The organism is Nocardioides sp. IC4_145, assembly GCF_011250565.1.
In the GTDB taxonomy this organism is placed as follows: domain Bacteria; phylum Actinomycetota; class Actinomycetes; order Propionibacteriales; family Nocardioidaceae; genus Nocardioides.
In genome coordinates this window covers 19,112-43,033 of sequence record NZ_JAANMS010000043.1, presented here as the reverse complement: position 1 = coordinate 43,033, position 23,922 = coordinate 19,112, and the positions used below count along the sequence as shown (strand labels likewise).

Annotated in this window: 17 protein-coding genes and 1 tRNA gene; 9 read left to right on the top strand and 9 right to left on the bottom strand. The window is 73.2% G+C overall.

Features of this window, described 5'->3' with window-relative positions; genetic code table 11:
* The 4 genes from G6553_RS16590 to G6553_RS22255 form a co-directional block, all read left to right on the top strand.
* Nucleotides 1–722, top strand: a 722-nt coding sequence (locus G6553_RS16590; RefSeq protein ID WP_166195443.1) for an SDR family oxidoreductase, incomplete at its 5' end; no start/stop codon positions are given.
* Nucleotides 723–736: 14 nt separating this feature from the next.
* A complete protein-coding gene (locus tag G6553_RS16585) occupies nt 737–1,204 on the top strand; it encodes a nuclear transport factor 2 family protein (RefSeq protein WP_242680564.1) in 468 nt (155 codons plus the stop codon).
* A 199-nt stretch (nt 1,205–1,403) separates the two neighbouring features.
* Nucleotides 1,404–3,701: an immune inhibitor A domain-containing protein gene (locus tag G6553_RS16580; RefSeq protein WP_166195437.1), complete on the top strand. Its 2,298-nt coding sequence runs from the start codon at nt 1,404–1,406 to the stop codon at nt 3,699–3,701.
* Nucleotides 3,702–4,115: 414 nt separating this feature from the next.
* On the top strand, nt 4,116–7,439 hold the full coding sequence (locus tag G6553_RS22255; RefSeq protein ID WP_166195434.1) for a DEAD/DEAH box helicase: 3,324 nt from the start codon (nt 4,116–4,118) through the stop codon (nt 7,437–7,439).
* A 20-nt stretch (nt 7,440–7,459) separates the two neighbouring features.
* On the opposite strand, the gene selB is transcribed toward G6553_RS22255, so the two are convergent.
* From selB to G6553_RS16555, 4 genes are all read right to left on the bottom strand, one after another.
* The gene (selB, locus tag G6553_RS16570; RefSeq protein ID WP_166195431.1) at nt 7,460–9,250 is read right to left on the bottom strand and encodes a selenocysteine-specific translation elongation factor; all 1,791 of its coding nucleotides are present in this window, start codon (nt 9,248–9,250) and stop codon (nt 7,460–7,462) included.
* Between the two features lie 2 nt (nt 9,251–9,252).
* Nucleotides 9,253–10,566 carry an L-seryl-tRNA(Sec) selenium transferase gene (selA, locus tag G6553_RS16565; protein ID WP_166195428.1) on the bottom strand — a complete coding sequence of 438 codons (1,314 nt, stop codon included), beginning with the start codon at nt 10,564–10,566 and terminating at the stop codon, nt 9,253–9,255.
* A 98-nt stretch (nt 10,567–10,664) separates the two neighbouring features.
* Entirely contained in the window at nt 10,665–11,525 is an 861-nt protein-coding gene (locus G6553_RS16560) for an Ig-like domain repeat protein (protein ID WP_166195425.1), read from the bottom strand.
* A 134-nt stretch (nt 11,526–11,659) separates the two neighbouring features.
* Nucleotides 11,660–11,754: transfer RNA gene (locus tag G6553_RS16555), tRNA-Sec, on the bottom strand.
* A gap of 197 nt (nt 11,755–11,951) precedes the next feature.
* Between G6553_RS16555 and selD the strand changes: the two genes are divergently transcribed.
* Nucleotides 11,952–12,965, top strand: a complete 1,014-nt coding sequence (gene selD, locus G6553_RS16550; RefSeq protein WP_166195422.1) for a selenide, water dikinase SelD — start codon at nt 11,952–11,954, stop codon at nt 12,963–12,965.
* On the opposite strand, the gene G6553_RS16545 is transcribed toward selD, so the two are convergent.
* Both G6553_RS16545 and G6553_RS16540 read right to left on the bottom strand, forming a co-directional pair.
* The gene (locus G6553_RS16545; protein ID WP_347565772.1) at nt 12,962–13,255 is read right to left on the bottom strand and encodes a transcriptional regulator; all 294 of its coding nucleotides are present in this window, start codon (nt 13,253–13,255) and stop codon (nt 12,962–12,964) included. The two genes, selD and G6553_RS16545, sit on opposite strands and share 4 nt — an antisense overlap.
* Entirely contained in the window at nt 13,252–13,713 is a 462-nt protein-coding gene (locus G6553_RS16540; RefSeq protein WP_166195419.1) for a hypothetical protein, read from the bottom strand. The genes G6553_RS16545 and G6553_RS16540 overlap by 4 nt, the downstream gene beginning before the upstream one ends.
* Nucleotides 13,714–13,834: 121 nt before the next feature.
* Between G6553_RS16540 and fdh the strand changes: the two genes are divergently transcribed.
* The 4 genes from fdh to G6553_RS16515 all read left to right on the top strand — a co-directional run bounded on the left by fdh (nt 13,835) and on the right by G6553_RS16515 (nt 20,716).
* Nucleotides 13,835–17,134 (top strand): formate dehydrogenase, encoded by a 3,300-nt coding sequence (gene fdh / locus G6553_RS16530; protein WP_347565771.1) that lies wholly within the window; start codon nt 13,835–13,837, stop codon nt 17,132–17,134.
* Entirely contained in the window at nt 17,131–18,102 is a 972-nt protein-coding gene (locus tag G6553_RS21380; RefSeq protein ID WP_347565770.1) for a 4Fe-4S dicluster domain-containing protein, read from the top strand. The genes fdh and G6553_RS21380 overlap by 4 nt, the downstream gene beginning before the upstream one ends.
* Entirely contained in the window at nt 18,099–19,322 is a 1,224-nt protein-coding gene (gene nrfD, locus G6553_RS16520; RefSeq protein ID WP_207619897.1) for an NrfD/PsrC family molybdoenzyme membrane anchor subunit, read from the top strand. The genes G6553_RS21380 and nrfD overlap by 4 nt, the downstream gene beginning before the upstream one ends.
* A 158-nt stretch (nt 19,323–19,480) precedes the next feature.
* Nucleotides 19,481–20,716, top strand: coding sequence for an acyl-CoA desaturase (locus G6553_RS16515; RefSeq protein WP_166195413.1), 1,236 nt, complete (start codon nt 19,481–19,483; stop codon nt 20,714–20,716).
* A 42-nt stretch (nt 20,717–20,758) separates the two neighbouring features.
* Here the strand turns inward: G6553_RS16515 and G6553_RS16510 are convergent, their stop codons facing one another.
* The 3 genes from G6553_RS16510 to G6553_RS16500 are packed head-to-tail and all read right to left on the bottom strand — an operon-like array spanning nt 20,759 to nt 23,917.
* Nucleotides 20,759–21,577, bottom strand: coding sequence for an MOSC N-terminal beta barrel domain-containing protein (locus G6553_RS16510; protein ID WP_347565769.1), 819 nt, complete (start codon nt 21,575–21,577; stop codon nt 20,759–20,761).
* Nucleotides 21,578–21,591: 14 nt separating this feature from the next.
* Nucleotides 21,592–22,737: an acyl-CoA dehydrogenase gene (locus tag G6553_RS16505; RefSeq protein ID WP_166195410.1), complete on the bottom strand. Its 1,146-nt coding sequence runs from the start codon at nt 22,735–22,737 to the stop codon at nt 21,592–21,594.
* Nucleotides 22,738–22,759: 22 nt separating this feature from the next.
* Nucleotides 22,760–23,917: an acyl-CoA dehydrogenase family protein gene (locus G6553_RS16500; RefSeq protein ID WP_166195407.1), complete on the bottom strand. Its 1,158-nt coding sequence runs from the start codon at nt 23,915–23,917 to the stop codon at nt 22,760–22,762.
* Between the last annotated feature and the right edge of the window lie 5 nt (nt 23,918–23,922).

The window sequence follows — 23,922 nt, the reverse complement described above, 5'->3', positions numbered from 1 at the left end:
GGCAGGGGGTCGGGCAGGGCATCGCGCTCGCGCTGGCCTCCGGGGGGGTGTCGGTCGCGGTCGTGGGCCGGACGCCGGAGAAGCTCGAGGAGACCTGCCGGCTGGTCCGCGAGCGCGGCGCGGACGCCCACGCGATCGCCTGCGACGTCGCCGAGCTGGAGCGGCTCCCGGGTGTCGTCGCGGAGACCGTGGAGCGGTTCGGCCGCCTCGACGTCCTGGTCAACAACGCCTACGCGGGCGCGGTCGGCAAGAAGCTGCTCGAGGTGGACGACCACCTCTTCCAGAAGGGCTTCCGCACCGGCCCGTTCGCGGCGTTCGCGCTGATGCGGGCCGCCCACCCGCACCTCAAGGCGACTGGCGACGGCTCGATCATCAACCTCGTCACCTCGGCGATGGTGCGGTGGGACCCCACGACCTACGGCCCGTACGCCGCGGCGAAGACCGCGCTGCGCTCGCTGACCCGCACCGCGGCCGTGGAGTGGGCGCCCGACGGCATCCGGGTCAACGCGATCGCGCCGCACGCGCTCTCGCCGGGCCTGAAGTGGTGGACCGAGAACCACCCCGAGGAGGCCGCGGAGTTCGTCGCCTCCATCCCGATGCGTCGCATCGGCGACCCCGAGCAGGACATCGGCCGCGCGGTCGTGGCGCTGCTGGGGCCGGACATGCGGTACCTGACCGGCGCGACCCTGCCGCTCGACGGCGGGCAGGCGTTCTTCGGATGAGTGGGAGGACCACCATGGACGAGCTGGCCGACGTCGCTGCGATCACGCGGCTGAAGTACCGCTACCTGCGCTGCCTGGACACCAAGAGCTGGGCGGAGTTCGCGGACTGCTTCGCGCCCGACGCGACCGCGGACTACAACGGGCTGGTCTTCGACGAGCCGACGTCGCTGGTCGACTTCATGCGTCGCAACATGGGGGAGGGCGTGCTGACCATGCACCAGGCGCACCACCCCGAGGTCGACCTCGACCCCGACGACCCGGACCGCGCGAGCGGCACGTGGTACCTCCACGACAAGGTCATCGTCGACGCCTTCCGCTTCTCCCTCGAGGGCGGCGCGATCTACTCCGACCGCTACGTGCGCACCGTCGACGGGTGGCGGATCCAGCACACCGGCTACCGGCGCACCTTCGAGGTCGAGACGAACCTCGACGACCCGACGCGCACCAAGGTGCTCGGCCCCGAGGCGCGCGCCCGCGGCTGACCCGCCTCACCCGAAGGGACAGGTGCGCGCCGCGCTGAGCTGCGGTAGTGCGAGATGTGACACCCGGGCGCGCTTGGTCTCGAGTTCGTAACGAAGCGGCGAAGGAGCGCCCGGGCCCTTCCGTGCACCACCTCCGCAGTGGTCGGGTGACGCCGGCCGCGCCCCCGCGCGGCCTCTCGGAACCATCTCGGAGGAACACGTGAACAGACGCACCACGAGCGTCCTCGGCGTGGCCGCAGCCCTCGGGCTCGCCGCCGGCGCCGTCGCAGCACCGGCCACGGCGACCCCTGCCGCCGACCCGGACGCCACCACCCACCAGACGGCCGGCCAGGCCAAGGCCGACGACCGTCCCGACCCGCTCGAGACCAAGCGCCGCGCCGGCAAGGCCCGCGCCACCGAGCTCGTCGTCACCGGCCAGGTGAAGCCCCAGGACCGCGGCGGCTCGGAGGCCGTCAAGGTCGCGCCCGGCCAGTGGGTCGAGTACGGCACCCAGGAGACCGCTCAGCTGCTCTCCTTCCTCGTCGACTTCGGCGACCAGGTCGACCCGCGCTTCCCGGCCGAGGGCGCCGGCCCGCGGCACGGCCAGATCGAGGAGCCGGCCGAGGACGACAACAGCACCTACTGGCGCGAGACGTTCGACCGCTCGCACTTCATGGACATGTTCTTCCACGGCATGCCCGAGGAGGGCGGCGCGTCGTTCCGCCAGGTCTACGACGAGATGTCCTCGGGCCGCTTCGACGTCCAGGGCGACGTCAGTGACTGGGTGACCGTGCCGTACAACTCGGCCAGCTACGGCATGACCGAGTCGAACCAGGACATGACCCGCTTCATCTCCGACGCCGCCACCGCGTGGCTGGAGTCCCAGGAGGCCGCCGGCAAGTCCGACGCCGAGATCCAGGACTACCTCGAGCGCTTCGACGTCTGGGACCGCTTCGACCACGACGGGGACGGCGACTTCGCCGAGCCCGACGGCTACATCGACCACTTCCAGGCCATCCACGCCGGCGAGGGCGAGGAGGCGGGCGCACCCGAGTCGGCCATCTGGTCGCACCGCTGGGCGGTCCGCCCGACCGCGCCGGTCGGCCCCGACGGCGCCAAGCACGGCGGCGTCGAGATCGGTGACACGGGGATCTGGATCCGCGACTACACCACCGAGCCGGAGAACGGCGGCCTCGGGGTCTTCGCCCACGAGTTCGCCCACGACCTCGGCCTGCCCGACTACTACGACACCAACGGCGGCGAGAACGGCACGGCCTTCTGGACGCTCATGAGCTCCGGCTCCTGGCTCAGCCACGCCGACGACGACGCCATCGGCACCCTGCCCAACTCGATGGGCCCGCACGAGAAGCTGTTCCTCGGCTGGCTCGACCACGCCACCGTCCGCGCCGGGCAGTCCGCGCAGGTCAAGCTCGGTCCGGCCTACCACGCGACCAAGTCGCCGCAGGCCGTCCTCGTCAACCTGCCGAACGGCACCACCGAGACCGAGGTCGGCCCGGCCGCGTCCGGCAGCCGCTACCTCTACTCCGGCACCGGGGACGACCGGACCGCGACGGCCACCAGCCCCGCGTTCACGGTCCCCGAGGGCGCGACGCTGACCGCGAAGGTCGACTACCAGATCGAGACGGACTGGGACTACGCCTACGCCGAGGTCTCCACCGACGGCGGGTCGACCTTCACCCCGCTGGCGACCAACCTCTCCACCGACACCGACCCCAACGGCCAGAACGACGGCCACGGGATCACCGGCTCCTCCGAGGGCCAGTGGGTCGACCTGAGCGCCGATCTGGCGGCGTACGCCGGCGAGCAGGCGCAGGTCCGGTTCCGGATGTTCAACGACGCGGCGTACCACGAGCTCGGCCTGAAGGTCGACGACGTGGCCGTCGGCTCGGCGCTGACCACCGGCTTCGAGGACGGCGACGAGGCGTGGACGCGCGACGGCTTCGTGGCGGTCGAGGACGGTTCGTACATCGAGGAGTACACCCACTACTACCTCGCCGAGAACCGCCAGTACGCCGGCTACGACACCACCCTCGCCGAGGGCCCGTACAACTTCGGCTGGGGCGTCTCCGCGCCGGACCGGGTCGAGCGCTTCCCGTACCAGAACGGCATGCTCGTCTGGTACGTCAACGGCCTCTTCGCCGACAACAACACCAGCCAGCACCCCGGTGCTGGTGAGGCCCTCCCGGTCGACGCCGACGCGAGCGCGCTGCGCTGGTCCGACGGCACGCTCGCGCGCAACCGGATCGGCTCGTTCGACGCCACCTTCGGCCTCGGCCGCACCGACGCGATCAGCCTGCACCGCGAGACCGCCGGCGGGATGACCACGCTCGACGTGCCGTCGCGGCAGCAGTCGCCGGTCTTCGACGACAGCGACCCGGACCGCTACTACGACCCCGCCAACCCGCAGGGCAGCGTCCGCGTCGCCGGCAGCGGCACCACCATCCGCGTGGTGAACAGCAACGAGAAGCAGGGGTTCATGACCGTCCGGGTCAACTGACCTCCTTCTTCGCACGACCTCCACTGGGCGGGGCCCGGCGCGACGCGCCGGGCTCCGTCCGTTCCCGGTCCAGACCGGTCGGAGGTCGGTGTAACGGGCCGGGACGTCCGTGACAGGTGTCGGTCGAAGCACCTTCCGGAGCGCCGCCCGGCCTCGGTCCCCCTGTGGGGCCGGGCAGCGATCCACCAGGAGCGCACACGGTCGCCCGCCCTCGGTCCCCCCTGGAGGGCGGGCGTCCGTGTTCCCGCCTCGTCGCGGGCCCCCGGGAACACGGGGCGCCGAGCAGTGTTGTGCCTGTCGACGACGGGGTCGGCGTGGTTGTCCACAGCCGCGCCCCACCGACGGCGTCGATGTCGGCGGCGCGGGGGATGATCGTCGCGGACAAGACCCATGGACGACGAGACAGGAGGGGCCGTGTCCCAGTCGCCACTGCCGGACCTGGACGAGTCGATGGTGCAGCGTTCCTTCGACGCTGGCACGGTCACCCGGGCGCAGGAGTACGTCGGCCGCTTCGTCGACGACATCCGGCTGGTCGGCGCGGACGTGGACGAGGTCGTGGTGGCTGCGACCGTCGAGGGCTCGTCGCCCCAGCCCTACGAGGTCGAGCTGTGCGCGGTGCGGACCCCGAGCCGGTGGGAGCTCTACAGCGACTGCACCTGCCCCGTGGGGGTGGGCTGCAAGCACGGCGCCGCGCTGGCGCTGACCATCAGCCGGCAGAAGGCCGAGCAGGCAGGGCAGTCCGGGCAGGCCGGCGCCGGCCCGGCCTGGACCGAGCGACTCGGGCGGGTGCTCGACGAGCTCGACGCCGGCCCGGCCGACGGTCGCACCCAGGCGCTCGCGCTCGAGGTCTCGCTCGACCGACCCGAGGCGCGGCGCGACGCCTCCGCGCACCGACGCGCCCCGTCCTGGCAGGTCCGGGCGAGCCGGCCCTCGCTGCGGATGCGCCCCCTCGGCTCCGGTGCGCGCGGCAAGTGGGTCAAGCGCGGTGTCGGGTGGGACGAGCTGACCCGGGTGTCGTACTCCCGCACCCACGACCCCGACCAGCTCGCGCCGCTGCTGGAGCTGGCCGGGGCCCGGCGCTCGCCGTACTACTACGGCTCGGGCGAGTCACCCCTCGACGACTTCGGGCCCGGTCTTTGGGCGATGCTCGACCGGGCCCGTGCCGCGGGCGTGCAGCTCCGCGGCGGGGGAGGCCTGACCTCGGTGACCCTCGCCCCGCGACCGCTGTCGCTCAGCGCCGAGCTCAGCGCCGACGGCCCCGAGGAAGCCGACACCGGCGCCGCGCGGCTCGTGGTCGGCGTGTGGCACGACGACCGCTTCTGGACCGGTGACGAGCTGCTCGTGGTCGGCCAGCGCGGCCACGGCGTCGGCCTGCTCGACGAGGCCGCCGGGACGCTGGTCCTGGCGCCGCTGGACCGGCTGGTCCCCGAGCCGGTGCGGCGTCTGGTCGAGAACCCCGACCCGCTGCGCATCCCCGCCGACCAGGGCGAGCTCTTCGTCAGCACCCACCTGCCGCGGCTGCGCCGCCACCTGCCCGTCGCCTCGCGCGACGGGTCGGTGCCGGTGCCCGAGGAGCAGCCGCCGGCCCTGGTGCTCACCATCGCCTGGAAGGGACCCGGCACGGCCGAGGTCACCTGGGGCTGGTCCTACCGCACGGGCGACCACGAGGTCCGCGCGCCGCTCGACGCGGGCGCAGCGTCGAGGGCGGCACGACGTCACGACCGCGAACGCGCCCACCTCGACCGGCTCGACCTCGGCGCGACCGGCGACGAGCTGCTCCGCGGCGAGGACGGCGCGCTGGTCGCGAGCCAGCTGCTGCGCGGCAGCCGGCTGCTGACCCTCGTCGGCGAGGTGCTGCCCGACCTTCGCGAGGACCCGCTCGTCGAGGTCGAGGACGTCGGCATCCAGCCCGACCACCGCGCCGCCGAGGGCGAGCCGGAGATCCGGTTCGAGCTCGACGACCAGTCCGGCGAGGGCCGGGTCGACTGGCTGAACCTCCGGGTGGTCATCGACGTCGACGGCGAGGAGGTGCCGCTGTCCTCGCTCATCGAGGCGATCACCGAGGCGTTGCGCCACGACGAGGAGATGGTGTTCCTCCCCAGCGGCCGGCACCTGCCGACGGCCCACCCCGCGCTCACCCGCCTCGCCGAGGCGGTGCGGGCGGCCGAGGAGCTGTCGGAGCAGAAGGACCCCGACTCGATCGGTGTCGGCGCCGGCGACCTCGGCACGTGGGGCGAGCTGGCGGAGATCGGCGTCGTCGACGAGCAGGCCCGCCAGTGGGTCGAGGCGGCGCAGGCGCTGCGCGGCCTCACCACCCTGCCCGAGGTGGACCCGCCGGGCATGGTGAGCACGCTGCGGGAGTACCAGCTCCAGGGGTTCCGCTGGCTCGCCTTCCTCCACGACGCCGGGCTCGGCGGGATCCTCGCCGACGACATGGGCCTCGGCAAGACGCTGCAGACGCTCGCGCTGATCAGCCACGCGCGAGCCCAGGGAGCGGGACCCTTCCTGGTGGTCGCGCCCACGAGTGTCGTGCCGGGCTGGGTCCGCGAGGCCGCGACCCACGCCCCCGGGCTGGACGTCCGCGCGGTGACCGCCGGCCGCCGGCGCCGCGGCGAGGAGCTCAAGGACGTCATCGCCGGCGCGGACGTCGTGGTGACGACGTACACGCTGCTCCGCCTGGAGTCCGACGACTACGCCGCGATGCCGTGGGGCGGGCTGGTGCTCGACGAGGCGCAGCAGGTCAAGAACCACCAGGGCAAGACCTACCAGGCCGTGCGGCTCGTCGACGCGCCGTTCCGCCTGGCGCTGACGGGCACGCCGTTCGAGAACCGGCTGATGGAGCTGTGGTCGCTGCTCTCGATCGTGGCGCCCGGGCTCTACCCGCACCCGAAGAAGTTCGGCGAGATCGTCGCCAAGCCGGTGGAGAAGCAGGGCGACGAGGCCGCGCTGCGACGCTTTCGCACCCGGATCCGCCCGTTCCTGCTACGCCGCACCAAGGAGCTGGTCGCCGCCGACCTGCCGCCCAAGCAGGAGCAGGTGCTCGACGTGGCGCTGGGGGCCAAGCACCGCAAGGTGTACGACGCGCACCTGCAGCGCGAGCGCCAGCACATCCTCGGCCTGATCCAGGAGGACTTCGCCGCCAACCGGGTCGCGATCTTCAGCTCGCTGACCAAGCTGCGCCAGCTCAGCCTCGACCCGTACCTCGTCGACCCGGAGCTCGATTCGGTCGGCTCGGCCAAGATCGACCTGCTCGCCGACCACCTGCGCGAGCTGGCCGAGGAGGGCCACCGGGCGCTGGTGTTCAGCCAGTTCACCGGCTTCCTCGCGCGGGTGCGCGAGCGGCTCGACGTCGAGGGGCTGTCCTACTCCTACCTCGACGGCCGCACGCGGGACCGGGACGCAGCGATCGAGGGGTTCCGCAACGGCGACGCCTCGGCGTTCCTCATCAGCCTCAAGGCCGGCGGCGTCGGGCTGACGCTGACCGAGGCGACCTACGTCTTCGTCCTCGACCCGTGGTGGAACCCCGCCACCGAGGCCCAGGCCGTCGACCGGGCCCACCGGATCGGGCAGCACTCACCCGTCACTGTCTACCGCCTGGTCGCCACCGACACCATCGAGGAGAAGGTGATGGAGCTCAAGGCCCGCAAGGCCGCGCTCTTCGCCCAGGTGGTCGACGGCGACGGGGCCATGTCGGCCGCGGTCACCGCCGACGACGTCCGGGCGCTGCTGGAGGACTGAGGCGCTCCCGGGGCACGCCCTCAGCGGTCGACGACCTGCCGGCGGTCGTCCGGCAGTCGCCGGGTGCGGCCGGCGCGGTCGAGGTGCTCGAGCAGCGGGAGCACGACCCGGCGCGACGTGCCGAGCGCCTGCCGGGCCTCGCTGGTGGTGAACGGCTGCGGCAGCCCGCGCAACCGCTCGACCGCGAGGGCGTCCGCGCCGGGCAGCAGCACGACCGCGGGCGCGAGGCGGAGGAGTCGGCCGGCCTTGGCGGCAGCAGCGGTACGCCGCGGGTCGAGGCCGAGGGCGGCGAGCCGGTCGGCGGGGGGCGCCGCGAACGGCTCGTCGGCGAGGTCCGTCGCAAGCTCGGCCAGCGCGCGCTCGAGGTCTGCCGGCAGAGCCGGGCCTGCGTCCCCGACAACGACGCGACCGCGCTCGACGCGCCCGCCGTCCACGCGAGGCGCGACCGCCGCGACGACCGCGGCCGGCACGCCGAGCCGGTCGGCGAGCGCCGTTGCCGGCACGCCACGGTCGAGGGGGTGGGCCGCGTCGTGCTTGCGGACCGCTTCGGCGACCTCGCGGGCGAGGGCGGCGGCCCGGGCCGCGGAGACGAAGGTGCCGTCGGCGTCGACCGCGCCGTCGGGCAGGGGAGTGGTCGGGACCCCGAGGCGCTCGAGGAGGGCGGCCGCGACCAGGCCGCGACGGTCCAGCTCGCCGGCCAGGTCCGGCTCGTCGCCGACGGTCGCCAGCACCCGGGAGCGGGCGGCGGCGTCGCCGCGCCGGTCGAGCGGCGGCGGCTCGGGGTCGAGCACCCGCACGCCCCAGACGAGGCGCGACCCGGGGTCGCGGAGCAGCGCCCGGTCACCGACCCGCAGCGGCACCGCCCGCGGCAGCGCGAGCCGCACCAGCGCGCCCTCGTCGCCGGCGAGCGGCCGCGCCCGGACCGCGAACGACGCAGCCCCGACGTGCAGCACCGGTCGCTCCGGCATGCGTCCCTCCCCGGTCACCCGGACGTCGACCGTCGTCGCGGGGTGGAACGCGCCCGGCGTGACCAGCACGCTGTCGCGGTCGACCCGGTCGAGGCCGTCGCCGGTGAGGTTGAGGGCGACCCGGGCCACCCCGGCGGCCGCGTCGACCCCGGCGCCGAGCGACTGGACGCCGCGCACGCGGACCGGCGCGGCCGGGCCCCCGGACCACAGCTCGAGCGCGTCGCCACGGCGTACCGTCCCGGCCGGCAGCGTGCCCGTCACCACCGTCCCGGCGCCGGTGATGGTGAACCGGCGGTCGACCCACAGCCGCACGGCCGCGGCGGGGTCGGGCTGCGGCAGGCGGGCGACGAGGGCGGCGAGGTGCTCGCGCAGCTCGTCGAGGCCGGCGCCGGTGCGGGCGCTGACCGGGACCACGGGCGCGCCGACCAGCGAGGTGCGGTCGACCTCGGCCCGCGCGCGCTCGACCATCGGCGCGGGGTCGGCGAGGTCCGCGCGGGTGACCGCCACGACGCCGTGCGCGACACCGAGCGCGTCGAGGGCGGCGAGGTGCTCCGCGGCCTGGGGCATCCACGGGTCGTCGGCGGCGACGGCGAGCAGCGCCGCGGGGACGGGCCCGATGCCGGCGAGCATGGTGGTGACGAACCGTTCGTGGCCGGGCACGTCGACGAACGCGACCTGCTCGCTGCCGGTGTCGGTGGGCAGCTCGGTCCAGGCGTAGCCGAGCTGGATCGACAGCCCGCGGGCGCGCTCCTCGGCGAGCCGGTCGGGCTCCATGCCGGTGAGGGCGTGGACGAGGGTGGACTTGCCGTGGTCGACGTGACCGGCGGTGGCGACGACGTGCACGCTCAGGCTCCCGCGCCGGCGACACGGCGTACGACGGCGGCGACCCGTGCGTCGTCGGCCGGCTCGACCGCGACCAGGTCGAGGAGCAACCGGCCGCGCTCGACCCGGCCCACGACCGGGAGCTCGGCGTCGAGGCGCAGCGGCTCGGCCAGCGCGGCGGGCAGTGCGACCGCCGCGGAGGGCAGGTCGACCCCGGGAGCGCCGCCGCCGCCGACGGCCGCGGTCGAGTCGACCGCCTCGGCGCTCCCGCCGGGCACCTCGCCGATCGCCGCGGCCAGCGCCTCGGCCCGCGCCCGCAGGGCGAGCGGGTCCGCGGTCAGCGCCGCCGCGACCGGCGGCACGGGTCCGGTCAGGGTCGCCTCCAGCGCGGCGAGGGTGAGCTTGTCGACGCGCAGCGCGCGGGCGAACGGGTGTCGACGCAGCGACTCCACCAGGTCCGCGCGCCCCAGCAGCAGCCCGCACTGCGGGCCGCCCAGCAGCTTGTCGCCGGAGGCGGTCACCAGGTCGGCGCCCTCCTTCAGGGCAGCGGCCGCGCTCGGCTCGTCCGGCAGTCGCGGGTGCGGCGCGAGCAGGCCCGACCCGATGTCGGCGACGACCGGCACCGGCAGCGTCGCCAGGTCGCGGACGGGGACGGAGGAGGTGAAGCCGGAGACGAGGAAGTTCGAGGGGTGCACCTTGAGCACGAACGCGACGTCGTCGTCGATCGCGGCGTCGTAGTCCGCCAGCCGCACCCGGTTCGTCGTGCCGACCTCGCGCAGCCGCGCACCGACGGACTCGAGCAGCTCGGGGATGCGGAACCCGTCGCCGATCTCCACCAGCTCCCCGCGGGCGATCACGACGACGCGGCCGGCGGCCAGCGCGCAGGTGACCAGCGCCAGGGCGGCTGCGCCGTTGTTGACGACGTGCACCCCGCCGGCGTCCGGCACCGCCGCGGCCAGGGCGGCGATGGTGTCCCGGCCGCGCCGACCCCGGCGGCCGGTCGCGAGGTCGAGCTCGACGTCGGTCGCCCCGGCCGCGACGGTGAGCGCCTCGACGGCCGCCTCGGAGAGCGGCGCCCGGCCGAGGTTGGTGTGGACCACGACGCCGGTGGCGTTGACGACCCGCCGCAACGAGACGGCGTACGTCGGCAGCGCGGCGTGTGCCGTCGCCGCCACGTCCTCGGGCGCGACCTCGCCCGCGCGGCACCGCTCGAGCGTCTCGGCCACGACCCGCTTGACGATCGTGTCGCCCAGCCGCGTCCGCGGCTCGGCCAGGAGCGGGTCGGCCAGGACGGCGTCGGTGCGCGGCGTCCGTCGTCTCGGGTCGTCGCTGGGCACGGGGTCAGCATGCCCGAGACGGCCGAACGCCCGGCCGGGAGACCCGGCCGGGCGTTCGTGGTGCTGCCGTGGTGCTGCGGTGCCCCGAGGGGCTCGCGTCACTTCTTCTTGACGGTGACGGTGACCTTCGCGGTCGCCGCCTTCACGCTCGGGTTGTTGCCGTACTTCAGGGTCAGCTTGTTCTTGCCGACGGGCAGCTTGGCGATCTTGATGGAGGCCTTGCCGTTCTTGACGTTGGCGGAGCCGACCTTCTTCTTGCCCTTGAACGCGGTGACCTTGCCGGCGTTGACCGCACCGGCGTCGGCCTGGAGCGAGGTGACCTTGACGGTCGCCTTCTTGCCCTTCTTGACCGTCGCGCCCTTGGCCTTGAACTCCTTGACGCTCTGCTGGTTGAGCGTGATGGTGTCGACCGCGGCGGGCGTCGAACCCTCGACGATCGTGCAGGTGAGCGTGACCGAGTCCGCGGTGGCCGTCTTGGTGGCAAGCGAGAAGACGGTCGGGAGGAGGACGTCGTAGGCGCCGGGCTTCGGGGTCTGGAATGCACTGTTCTTGCCGGTGGCGTTCCACGTGGTCGTGCCGTCCTGGGTCACGAAGTCGCCGGCGAGCGGCACGGGCGCCTTCGAGGTGCCCAGCGTGAACCCGAAGTCGGGCGACTCGGCGCGCTCGATGCCCGCAGCGGTGAGCAGACCGGCGGCCTCAGGCGGAACGGTGGCGCTGGCGGTCACGTTGAGCAGACCGGCAGGGACGCCCGCGCCGGCCCAGTACTCCGGGACCGGGATGTCTCCGGTGACGGACAGCGTGAACGTGCCGGCGTTGATCGGGCCGGCGGCGCAGGTGTAGTCGTTGGTGACGGTCGCGGCCTGCGCCGTGCTCATGGTCGCGCCGACGAGGGCGGTGCCGGCGACGGCGACGGACGTGGTGGCCACGGCGAGGCGGCGGGCGAAGCGGTTGATCTGCATGAAGAAGGGTCCCTCCCAGGACGTATCCGAAGGCTGCTGCGCAGCAGCGCCCGTTGAGCGTAGACCTCCGACGTGAGCCCCGTCACCGAAGTGCCGGAAACTCTGCGTGGAGGAAGCGGGGATCCGGGAGAAGTTGGCGGAGGCGGACGGGAATCGAACCCGCCTGACCGAGATGCTCGGCCACTACGGTTTTGAGGACCGCGCCCGTCACCAGACGAGGAACGCCTCCGCGGCGATCCTAGGCGCTGGTCCCGGCGAGCGCCCTCCGGCGTCCCCGCGCGGCGACTTACCACGGGAGTCCCTCGCATACCGGGGTAGATCTACCCCGGTATGCGAGGGGGTCACCGGTTCACCGGTGACCCCGACAGACCCCCGCCGGCCGCCGACCACCACCGGCCCGCACGACACCGGACTACGGTCACTCCCATGACGACCTCGGTGGCGGCAGGGATCCGGCTGACGCAGTTCGCCTCGGGTGGCGGGTGCGCGTGCAAGGTGCCGCCCGGGGAGCTCGAGCGGGTGCTGGGCGACCTGTCGAGCGGGCGGACCGACCAGGACGCGAGCGGCGACCTGCTGGTCGGGCTCGACTCCGGCGACGACGCGGCGGCGGTGCGGATCGACGGCGAGCGGGCGGTCATCGCGACGACGGACTTCTTCACGCCGGTCGTCGACGACGCCTACGACTTCGGGCGGATCGCCGCGACCAACGCGCTGTCCGACGTCTACGCGATGGGCGGCGAGCCGCTGGTGGCGCTCAACCTGCTGGCGTGGCCGCGGGACCGGATCCCGTTCGAGGTCGCGGCCGAGGTGCTGCGCGGCGGAGCCGACGTGTGCCGCGCGGCCGGCGCGCACCTCGCGGGCGGGCACAGCATCGACGACCCCGAGCCGAAGTACGGCCTCGCCGTCACCGGGCTCGCCCACCCGGACCGGCTGCTGCGCAACGACGCCGCGCGCCCCGGCGTACCCCTCACGCTCACCAAGCCGATCGGCCTCGGCGTGCTCAACAACCGGCACAAGTCGACCGGCGAGGTCTTCCAGCACGCGATCGACGTGATGACGACGCTCAACCGCGACGCGTCCCGCGCGGCCGTCGGCGCCGGGCTGGCCGCGGCCACCGACGTGACCGGCTTCGGCCTGCTCGGCCACCTGCACAAGATGGCGCGCGCGAGCGGGGTGACCGCGGTGGTCGACGCGAGCGCGGTGCCGTACGTCGAGGGGGCGCGCGAGGCGCTGCGCGACGGGTTCGTCCCCGGCGGCAGCCGCCGCAACCTCGACTGGGTCCGCCCGTTCCTCGAGGCCGGCGTCGACGAGGACGAGCTGGTCCTCCTCGCCGACGCCCAGACCTCCGGCGGCCTCCTCGTCGCCGGCGAGCTGCCCGGCCACCCCGTCATCGGCGAGCTCGTGCCCGCCCGCGACGGCGTGACCGTGCAGGTGCGCTAGCCGCCGAGGATGGCGGTGAGCGCCTTGCGGTGCTTCGTGTAGGCCGCGCGGCCGGCGCGGGTGATGCGGTACGACGTCGTGCCCCCGCGGCCGCGGCCGTCCTTGCTGACCGAGACGTAGCCGGCCTTCTCCAGCGCCGACATCTGCTTGGACAGGTCGGAGTCGCTGACCTGCAGGTGCTCGCGCAGGAACGGGAACGTCACCGACGTCGCCGTCGACAGCATCGCCATCGCGGCCAGCCGCTTGGGCGCGTGGATGACCGGGTCGAGCTCCTCGAGCCCGCTGGTCACGAGAGCCGTTCCCGCACGCGCGCGGCGGCCGCGGCGTACGACTGCTCGTGCAGCCAGAGCCCGACCGTCGCGAGCACGAACATCAGCGCCGAGGCCCAGCCCCAACCGGCTTCCTTGCCGGTCCACCACACGGCGGCGAAGACGAGCGCGACGCCGACGAAGTAGATCGCGAACATCGGGCCCATCCCGCGCGGCGCACGCCGCAGCATCGACGGCATCGCACCGCGGTAGCGGGCGTACCACCCGCAGAACGCGCCGAGCGCCACCAGCAGCACGACGAGCAGGGCGACCGCGACGGCGAGGTTGACGTCGGTCAGGCCCTGCAGGCCGGTCATCCCGGCGAACCAGGCACCGGCCGCGGGGTAGTACCACCACGGGGTGGGCGGGTAGTCGACGTACGGCGCGGCCTCGGCGCGCTCCAGCTCGCGGAGGAGGTCTGCGTCCTGGTTGCTTTCCATGTTGGAAAGTGAACCAGTCACTTTCCGGATTGGCAAGTGGTCGAGCCGACATGCCGAGGGGGAGGAGGAGATTGGTTGTCGGCGGACGGGGGTACTGTCGCCAGACCGAGGGAGGGTGACCGTGGCGAAGACGAACCTGGGATGGCCGGTGCTCCGGCAGCTCCTCGGCTCCGACGTGCTCGGCCGCGGCGTCGCCGCCCGGTCGAAGCAGACCGACGCGACCACCGCCCGCACCGAGACCGCGGACCGGGTCGCCAAGAGCGTCTGCCCCTACTGCGCGGTCGGGTGTGCGCAGAAGATCTTCGTCAAGGACGAGCAGGTCATCCAGATCGAGGGCGACCCCGACAGTCCGGTCAACCGCGGCCGGCTGTGCCCGAAGGGCGCGGCCAGCAAGAACCTCGTGACCAGCGAGCTGCGCCAGACCAAGGTCCGCTACCGCCGCCCCTACGGCACCGAGTGGGAGGACCTCGACCTCGACGTCGCGATGGAGATGATCGCCGACCGGGTCGTCAAGGCGCGCAACGACACCTGGCAGGAACTCGACGACCAGGACCGCAAGGTCCGGCGGACGATGGGCATCGCCAGCCTCGGAGGGGCGACCCTCGACAACGAGGAGAACTACCTCATCAAGAAGCTCTTCACCGCGATGGGCGCCATCCAGATCGAGAACCAGGCGCGGATATGACACTCCGCCACGGTCCCCGGTCTGGGGACCTCGTTCGGGCGCGGCGGCGCCACAGGCTTCCTGCAGGACCTGTCCAACGCTGACTGCATCGTCATCCAGGGCTCCAACATGGCCGAGGCCCACCCGGTGGGCTTCCAGTGGGTCATGGAGGCGAAGGCCCGCGGCGCGAAGGTCATCCACATCGACCCGCGGTTCACGCGGACCAGCGCGCTCGCGGACACGTTCGTGCCGCTGCGCGTCGGGACGGACATCGCGTTCCTCGGCGGGATCATCAACTACGTCCTGACCAACGAGCTCGACTTCCGCGAGTACGTCGTGGCGTACACCAACGCCGCCACCATCGTCAGCGACGAGTACGCCGACACCGACGACCTCGACGGGCTGTTCTCCGGGTTCGACGCGGAGACCCGCACCTACGACCCGCAGTCCTGGCAATACGCCACGCAGGAGGACGAGGGCGGGGACCGCCAGGACCACGAGACCCAGCGGGAGACCGCCTCGGGCATGCAGCACGAGACGCACGGCATGAGCGTCAACGACGACGTGCTGCGCGACGAGACGCTGCAGCACCCCAACTGCGTCTACCAGGTGCTGAAGCGGCACTTCGCCCGCTACACCCCCGAGGTCGTGGCGAACACGTGCGGCGTGAGCGAGGAGCAGTTCCTCGAGGTCTGCCGGGCCTGGACGCAGAACTCCACCCGTGACCGCACGACCGCGCTGGTCTACAGCGTCGGCTGGACCCAGCACAGCGTCGGCGTGCAGTACATCCGCACCGGCGCGATCCTCCAGCTGCTGCTGGGCAACATGGGCCGCCCCGGCGGCGGGATCATGGCGCTGCGCGGCCACGCCAGCATCCAGGGCTCCACCGACATCCCGACGCTGTTCAACCTGCTGCCCGGCTACCTGCCCATGCCGAACGCGGAGGAGCACCAGAGCCTCGACCAGTGGATCGACGCGGTCCGCAACCCGGGGGCGAAGGGCTTCTGGTCCAAGGCCGACGCCTACGGCATCAGCATGCTCAAGGCGTGGTGGGGCGAGCACGCGACCGCCGAGAACGACTTCTGCTACGACTACCTGCCGCGCATCACCGGCGACCACGGCACCTACCGCACCGTGCTCGACATGATCGACGGCAAGGTGAAGGGCTACTTCCTGCTCGGGCAGAACCCCGCCGTCGGCTCCGCGCACGGCAAGGCTCAGCGCCTGGGCATGGCCAACCTCGACTGGCTGGTCGTGCGCGACCTGTTCGAGATCGAGAGCGCGTCGTTCTGGAAGGACTCCCCGGAGGTCGAGACCGGCGAGATCGTGCCCGAGGAATGCCGCACCGAGGTCTTCCTCATGCCTGCCGCCTCCCACGTGGAGAAGGAGGGCACGTTCACCCAGACCCACCGGATGCTGCAGTGGCGCGAGAAGGCCGTCGAGCCGCCGGGCGACTGCCGCAGCGAGCTGTGGTTCTTCTTCCACCTCGGCCGGATGATCCGCGAGCGGCTCGCCGACTCCACCGACGAGCGCGACCGGCCGTTGCTGGACCTCACCTGGGACTACCCGCTGCTCGGGGAGACCCAGGACCCGGACGCCGAGGCCGTGCTCGAGGAGATCAACGGCTTCGAGGTGGCCACCGGGCGACCGCTGTCGACGTTCACCGAGATGGCCGACGACGGCTCGACCGCGGGTGGCTGCTGGATCTACACCGGCGTCATGAAGGACGGCGTCAACCAGGCCGCCCGCCGCAAGCCCGGCAACGAGCAGGACTGGGTCGCGGCCGAGTGGGGCTGGACCTGGCCGGCCAACCGGCGCACGCTCTACAACCGCGCGTCGGCCGACCCCGAGGGCCGCCCGTGGAGCGAGCGCAAGGCCTACGTCTGGTGGGACGAGGAGCAGCAGCGCTGGACCGGCCACGACGTGCCGGACTTCGAGGTGACCAAGCCGCCGTCGTACCGGCCGGACGAGGGCGTGGACGGCATCGCCGGGATCGCGGGCGACGACCCGTTCATCATGCAGGGCGACGGGAAGGGCGGCCTGTTCGTGCCGCAGGGCCTCATCGACGGCCCGCTGCCGACGCACTACGAGCCGGTCGAGTCGCCCTTCCGCAACCCGATCTACGGCCAGCAGGCCAACCCGACGCGCAAGGAGTACCCGCGCCAGGACAACCGGATGAACCCCAGCCCGCCCGAGGACGGCAGCGAGGTCTTCCCCTACGTGTTCACCACCAGCCGGCTGACCGAGCACCACACGGCTGGCGGGATGAGCCGGTACGTCGCCCGGCTGGCCGAGCTCCAGCCGGAGATGTTCGTCGAGATCAGCCCCGAGCTGGCCGCCGAGCGGGGGCTGGAGAACGGCGGCTGGTGCCACGTGGTGACCGCCCGCGCGGCGATCGAGGCGCGGGTGCTCGTGACCGAGCGGATGACCCCGCTGCGCGTCGAGGGGCGCACCGTGCACCAGGTGTGGCTGCCCTACCACTGGGGCACGGGTGGCCTGGTGACCGGCGACTCGGCCAACGACCTGCTGGGCATCTCGCTCGACCCCAACGTCCTGATCCAGGAGAGCAAGGTGGGCACCTGTGACGTCCTTCCCGGCCGCCGACCGACCGGCCGCGCGGTGGTGGACCTCGTGACGACCTACCAGCAGCGGTCCGGGGTCTACGACGACCACACGGTCCCGATCGTCACCACCGGCCCGGGTGCCGCGGGCGACGACGAGGGCGACCCGACCGGCGGGGGAGGAGGGGCCGAGTGAGCTGGACGATCAGCGAGAACTCCTTCTGGGGGCCGCTCGACCCGGCGGCCGACGCCGGCTACGACGAGGACCGCCCCAAGCGCAAGGGCTTCTTCACCGACACGAGCATCTGCATCGGCTGCAAGGCGTGCGAGGTCGCGTGCAAGGAGTGGAACGACGTCCCGTCGGACCACTTCGACATGACCGCGACGTCGTACGACAACAGCCACTCGCTCAACGCCAACCAGTGGCGCCACGTCGCCTTCATCGAGCAGCCCAAGCGGCTGGTCACCGAGGGCGAGGGCCAGGACACCGGCCTGCGCGGCACCGTCGACCTCGGCATGCCGACCGTGCCACCGACCGGCGCGGCCGAGCAGCTGGCCAACGGCGCCGACGACCGACCGGACTTCCGCTGGCTGATGTCCTCCGACGTCTGCAAGCACTGCACGCACGCCGCCTGCCTCGACGTGTGCCCGACGGGGTCGCTGTTCCGCACCGAGTTCGGCACCGTCGTCGTGCAGGACGACATCTGCAACGGCTGCGGCTACTGCGTGCCGGCCTGCCCGTACGGCGTGATCGAGCGGCGCAAGGCGCCCGACGGTGCCAAGAACGTCGGCATCGCGCAGAAGTGCACGCTCTGCTACGACCGCCTCGACGCCGGCAAGACACCGGCGTGCGCGCAGGCCTGCCCGACCCAGTCGATCCAGTACGGCGACGTCGAGGAGCTCCGCGAGCGGGCCAACAAGCGGGTCGAGCAGCTCCACGAGGCCGGAATCATGGACGCCCGCCTCTACGGCAACGACCCCAACGACGGCGTCGGCGGCACCGGCGCGTTCTTCCTGCTGCTCGACGAGCCGGAGGTCTACGGCTTCCCGCCGGACCCGGTCGTGACGACCAAGGACCTCCCGGCGATGTACAAGCACGCCGTGGCCGCCGCCGGGGCGCTGCTCGCCGGCGCCGCGGTCGCGTTCCTCGGGAGGCGACCGTGACCACCGGCCGACCCACCGGTCCCGAGGGCGACCCCACCGAGGGCGCCGGGACCCAGGACCAGGTCAACGCCGCCAGCGACCCGCTCGGCGCCGACGGGTCGAACGCCGTCGGCCGCGACGGTCCGATCGACGTGCGCTCGCAGACGACCGCGACCGTCGGCACCCGCGGCGGTCGCCGGGGGAGCGGCGAGGGCGGCCGTGGTCGGCGCCGCGGCGGCGGGCGGCGCGGCGGGGACCGCTCGATGGTGCCGGAGGCGGAGTTCACCTCCTACTACGGCCGGCCGATCGTCAAGCCCTCCCCGTGGGAGGCCGACATCCCGGCGTACCTCTTCGCCGGCGGGCTCGCCGCCGGCTCCTCGATCCTCGCCGCCGGCGCGGACCTGACTGGTTGGCCGGCGATGCGCCGCTCGGGCCGGTTCGTGTCGCTCGGCGCGCTCGGGTTCTCGATGGTCGCGCTGGTGCACGACCTCGGCACGCCGAGCCGGTTCTACAACATGCTGCGGGTCGCCAAGCCGACCTCGCCGATGTCGATGGGCACGTGGATCCTCTCCGCGTACGGCGCCTTCGCCGGCGCGGCCACCGCCGCCGAGGTGGGCCGGATGGTGCCGCGCCGCTGGGTGCCGCGCGTCCTGCACCGTCCGCTGGACCTCCTGCCGTACGCCGACCGGCCGGCCGGCGTGCTCGCCGCCGTCGTCGCGCCCGCGGTCGCCTCCTACACCGCCGTGCTGCTCTCCGACACCGCGACGCCGTCGTGGCACTCCGCCTACCGCGAGCTCCCCTTCGTGTTCGTCGGCTCGGCCGCGGCCGCTTCCTCCGGGATGGCGATGATCACCGCCCCGGTCGCCGAGGCCGGGCCCGCCCGCCGGCTCGCCGTCGCCGGCGCGGCGTTCGAGCTGGTGATGGAGCACCGCATGGAGCAGACGATGGGCATCACCGCCGAGCCGCTCCACGAGGGCAAGGCCGGTCGGCTCATGCGGGCGTCCAAGGCGCTCACCGTCGCCGGCGCGGCCGGGACGCTCCTCGCGGGCGCGCGCCGCAGCCGGGCGTTGTCGGTGCTCTCCGGGGCCGCGCTGATGGTGGGCTCCGCGTGCACCCGGTTCGGGGTGTTCGAGGCCGGCCAGGCCTCGGCCATGGACCCGAAGTACACCGTCGTCCCCCAGCGCGAGCGGCTCGAGCGCGAGGGTCCGGTCCGCCACCCCTCCGCCACCACCGCTGGTTGAGCAGCAAAGGCACCTCCGCTGGTGGAGCAGCGAAGGCCCGCTCAGGGCCTGAGCGTGTCGAGACCCCGTGACGTGCCCACGACCGCAACCACCCCCACAGATGGTCAAATCCCGACCCGATGACGGTGCCCTCACCGCCGATCGGGCACCGTATGTGCATGACGACCGTGACTCGGGACGACCTGACGACCGCCCCGCCCGCGTCGGCGGACACCTCGGGGCCCGGCTCGGGGAAGGCGGTCGAGAAGGTCTACCCAGGCGGGTTGACCGCGGCGCAGGTCGAGGAGATCGGCCGTGAGCTCGACGCGATCCGCCAGGAGGTCCTCGACGACCGCGGCGAGGTCGACGCGGCGTACATCCGTCGGGTGATCCGCGCCCAGCGCGCCCTCGAGCTCGGCAGCCGCGTGGTGCTCATCGCGGCGAGCCGCAACAAGCTGGCCTGGCTGGTCGGCACCGTCGGCCTGGCCACGGCCAAGGCGCTGGACAACATGGAGATCGGCCACAACGTCCTGCACGGCCAGTGGGACTGGATGCGCGACCCGAAGATCCACTCCTCGACCTGGGACTGGGACCACGCCTCGCCGGCGGAGCAGTGGAAGCGGGCGCACAACGAGGAGCACCACCGCTACACGAACATCCTGGGCCGCGACAACGACCTCGGCTACGGCATCCTCCGCGTCGACGAGGCCCAGCAGTGGCGCCCGCGGCACCTGATCCAGCCGGTGTGGAACTTCGTGACCGCCTGCATCTTCGAGTACGGCATCGCGATGTACGACCTCGACTTCGGCGAGCACCTGCGCGAGAAGCGCAAGATGTCGCCGGAGAAGCGCGAGGAGGTCAAGGCCGCGCTGCACAAGGTGCGCAAGCAGGTCACCAAGGACTTCGTCGTCCACCCGGTCCTCAGCGGCCCGGGCTGGAAGGCGACGCTCACGGCCAACGCCGTCGCGACGCTGGCCCGCAACGTCTGGAGCCACTCGGTCATCATGTGCGGCCACTTCCCGGAGGGCGTCGAGACCTTCGAGGAGGCCGAGCTCGACGAGAACGAGACCCGAGCGCAGTGGTACCTGCGCCAGATGCTCGGCTCGGCGAACATCTCCGGCTCGAAGTTCATGCACCTGATGACCGGCAACCTGTCCCACCAGATCGAGCACCACTGCTTCCCCGACCTGCCGAGCCGGCGGTACGGCGAGATCGCGCCGCGGATGCGGGAGATCTTCGACCGCTACGGCCTCTCCTACAACGCCCGCCCGCTGCCGCAGCAGGTCGCCAGCGCCTGGCACAAGGTCGTCCGGCTGTCCCTGCCCAACGGCTGGCTCGCCGAGACCAACCGCCGCAACCTCGGTCGCCAGCTGCGCAAGCTCGCCGGCCCCGAGCCGGCCGCCCTGCCTGCCTGAGCCGTCCCACCTCCGGTCGACCCCACCGCCGCGGCGGCGAGCTCACGCCCAGCCGGGGCCGCCTGCGGGCCGGTTCCTCAGCACTCGGCGCCGCTGGTCGGGCAGGCGGGCCGGGGTGACCGCCACGGTGCCGGGCACGACGACCTCGGCGTCGACGGCGAGGAGCAGCTCGCCCGACCCGTGACGAGGGCGGTACGCCGCCAGCGCGGCCAGCACGCGACCGCCCCGCTCGCCGGTGACCGGGTCGACGTCGACCACGGCGCAGCGCGGCACGCGGGAGGTGACCCGCACGCGGGCCGGCCCGAGGTCGACCTCCGCGCCGACCCAGGAGTCCTCGGCGTGCGGCTCGTCTGACTCGACCACGAACGTCGGCCGGAACCGCGCGGCCAGCCCGTCGAGCGTCCGCGCGTCGGCCGGCAGGCCGAGCCGCTCGGCCAGCGCGCGGAGCGTGCCGGTCGAGACGATCGTGACCGCGCCGGCGTACACGACCCCGCCACGTGGTGCCGCCGCCAGCCGCACGGGCTTGCCCAGGTAGGACGACGCCAGCGCGGAGTGCGGACCGTCGAGCAGGTCGAGCGTGACCGGGCCGCCCCAGTAGTCGCAGGTCAGCGACTCCCCGGACGGCACGGCCGGGCCGGACACGACCTCCCCGGTCGGGAGGGTGAGCGCGAGCCCGTCGGTGGACGCCACCGCCGAGACGGCGACGAGCGACGGGTGCTGCACGGTGCGCAGCACCCGTCGCTGGTCGACGTCGACGAGGCACCAGGCCCGGTCGCCGACGGGTCCGGACTCGTCGAGCCGGACCGCGTCGTACGACTGGTGCCGGGTGCCCTTGACCGGCGCGAAGCCGGCCCGGACCACCCGCGGGGCGGGCGTCAGGGCAGCGGGTCGACTTCCGCGTGGTCCCCGACCGTCGCGGCGAGCGAGCGCAGGTGGAACGTCGCGTCGCCGAGCAGGTGGTCGAGGAAGGTGAGCCGGCTGGTGTAGGCGCCGATGGAGTACTCCGCGGTCATGCCGATGCCGCCGTGGAGCTGGATCGCCTCCTGGCCGATGTGCCGACCGGCCCGCGCGACCTGCAGCGACGCGCGCTGCGCGGCCTCGGCGATCTCCGCCGGCGACCCGGAGGCCACGACCATCGTCGCCCAGACCGCGAGCGACTTGGCCAGCTCCAGCGAGATGTACATGTCCGCGGCCCGGAACGTCAGCGCCTGGAAGGTGTTGAGGGTGACGCCGAACTGCTTGCGCGAGGTGAGGTACGCCGAGGTGGTCCGCAGCGCGGTCTCCATCGCGCCGACCGCCTCGTTGCACGCCATGATCCGCGCCAGGTCGGTGACGGTGGCGATCGAGGCCGCGACGTCCGCGCCGGGCTCGCCGAGCGGGGTCGCGGGCGTGCCGTCGAAGGTCACCTTCGCCGCGCGGCCGCCGTCGTGCGTGGCGTACCCCGTCCGCGTCATGCCGGCGGCGTCCCCGCTCACGAGGAACAACCCGGTGCCGCCGGAGGGCAGCATCGCGCTGACCACGAGCACGTCGGCGCGCGCGCCCTGGACGACCGGCTCCTTGGCGCCGGTCAGCGTCCACGAGCCCCCGTCCTCGGCAGCGGTCGTCGCGGTCGCGTCGTTGGTCCACCGGCGGCCGGGCTCGGCGAGCGCCGGGGCGAGCACGCTCTCGCCGGCGCTCAGCGCCCCGAGCACCTCGGCGCGCTGCTCGGCGGTGCCGACCGCGCTGACCAGGCCGCCGGCCCACACGACCGAGGCGAGGTAGGGCTCGGGCGCGACCACGCGGCCGAGCTCCTCGGCGACGATCGAGATCTCGACCGGGCCGGCGCCGACGCCGCCGTCGTCCTCGCTGAAGGGCAGGCCGAGCAGGCCCATCTCGGCCAACCGGCCCCACTGCGCCTCGTCGAAGCCGGGGTCGGCCGCGACGGTCTGCCGCCGCTGCTCGTAGTCGGAGTAGGCCTTGCCGACCAGGCCGCGGACGGCCTCGCGCAGCGCCTGCTGCTCCTCGTCGTAGGTGAAGTCCATGTCGAAGTCCTTCCCGTCCCGCTCAGAGACCGAGGATCGTCTTGGCGATGATCTGGCGCTGCACCTCGTTGGAGCCGCCGTAGATCGAGGCCTTGCGGAGGTTGAGGTACGCCGGGGTGGCGCGGCGCGACCACCACGGCAGGTCGGAGTCGTCCCCGGCGCCGGAGGCCAGCGAGGCCGGGCCGGCGAGGTCGACGACCAGCTCGGAGACCGCCTGCTGCAGCTCGGTGCCCTTGAGCTTCAGCACCGACGAGGCCGGGTGCGGCCTGCCGTCGGCGGAGTGCGCGACCACGCGCAGCGCGGTCAGCTCGAGGGCGAGCAGCTCGTTCTCCAGCTCCGCGATCCGGCTGGCGGTGAGCACGTCGTCCAGCTGCCCGGTCTCGCGCGCCCAGTCCTTCGCCTGCGCCAGCACGCGCTTGGTCGCGCCCACGGGGGCGACGCCGACGCGCTCGTTGCCGAGGAGGAACTTGGCCTGGGTCCAGCCGGAGTTCAGCTCGCCGACCATGTTCCCGACCGGGACGCGGACGTCCTCGAACCAGACCTCGTTGACCTCGTGGCCGCCGTCGATGAGCTCGATGGGGCGGACGGTCAGGCCCGGCGAGGTCATGTCGATGAGCAGCATCGAGATGCCGGCCTGCTTCTTCACGTCCGGGTCGGTGCGGACCAGGGTGAAGATCCAGTCGCCGTACTGACCCAGCGTCGTCCACGTCTTCTGCCCGTTGACGACGAACTCGTCGCCGTCGCGGACCGCGGTGGTGCGCAGCGAGGCCAGGTCGGAGCCGGCGTCGGGCTCGGAGAAGCCCTGGGACCACCAGATGTCGAGGTTCGCCGTCGCCGGCAGGAACCGCTCCTTGATCTCCTGGGAGCCGAAGTGCGCGATCACCGGACCGATCATCGAGGCGTTGAACGCGAGCGGCGCAGGGACGTCGGCGCGCTGCATCTCCTCGTGCCAGATGTGGCGGCGCAGCGGGGACCAGTCCTTGCCTCCCCACTCGACCGGCCAGTTCGGGACCGCGAGGCCGTGGGCGTTGAGCACCCGCTGGCTCTCGACGATCTGGTCCTTGGTCAGCTCGCGGCGGTTCGCGACGGCGTCGCGGATCTCCTGCGGGACCTCGGTGGTGAAGAACGTCCGCATCTCGTCGCGGAACGCGGCGTCCTCGGCGGACAGCTCCAGCTGCATCGGCA

What these genes read in the sequence shown, in the direction of transcription:
- G6553_RS16585 (WP_242680564.1), top strand. Translation starts at nt 737, where the DNA reads ATGGACGAGCTGGCCGACGTCGCTGCGATCACGCGGCTGAAGTACCGC.
- G6553_RS16560 (WP_166195425.1), bottom strand. Translation starts at nt 11,525, where the DNA reads ATGCAGATCAACCGCTTCGCCCGCCGCCTCGCCGTGGCCACCACGTCC.
- selD (WP_166195422.1), top strand. Translation starts at nt 11,952, where the DNA reads ATGACGACCTCGGTGGCGGCAGGGATCCGGCTGACGCAGTTCGCCTCG.
- G6553_RS16540 (WP_166195419.1), bottom strand. Translation starts at nt 13,713, where the DNA reads ATGGAAAGCAACCAGGACGCAGACCTCCTCCGCGAGCTGGAGCGCGCC.
- G6553_RS16515 (WP_166195413.1), top strand. Translation starts at nt 19,481, where the DNA reads ATGACGACCGTGACTCGGGACGACCTGACGACCGCCCCGCCCGCGTCG.
- G6553_RS16505 (WP_166195410.1), bottom strand. Translation starts at nt 22,737, where the DNA reads ATGGACTTCACCTACGACGAGGAGCAGCAGGCGCTGCGCGAGGCCGTC.
- G6553_RS16500 (WP_166195407.1), bottom strand. Translation starts at nt 23,917, where the DNA reads ATGCAGCTGGAGCTGTCCGCCGAGGACGCCGCGTTCCGCGACGAGATG.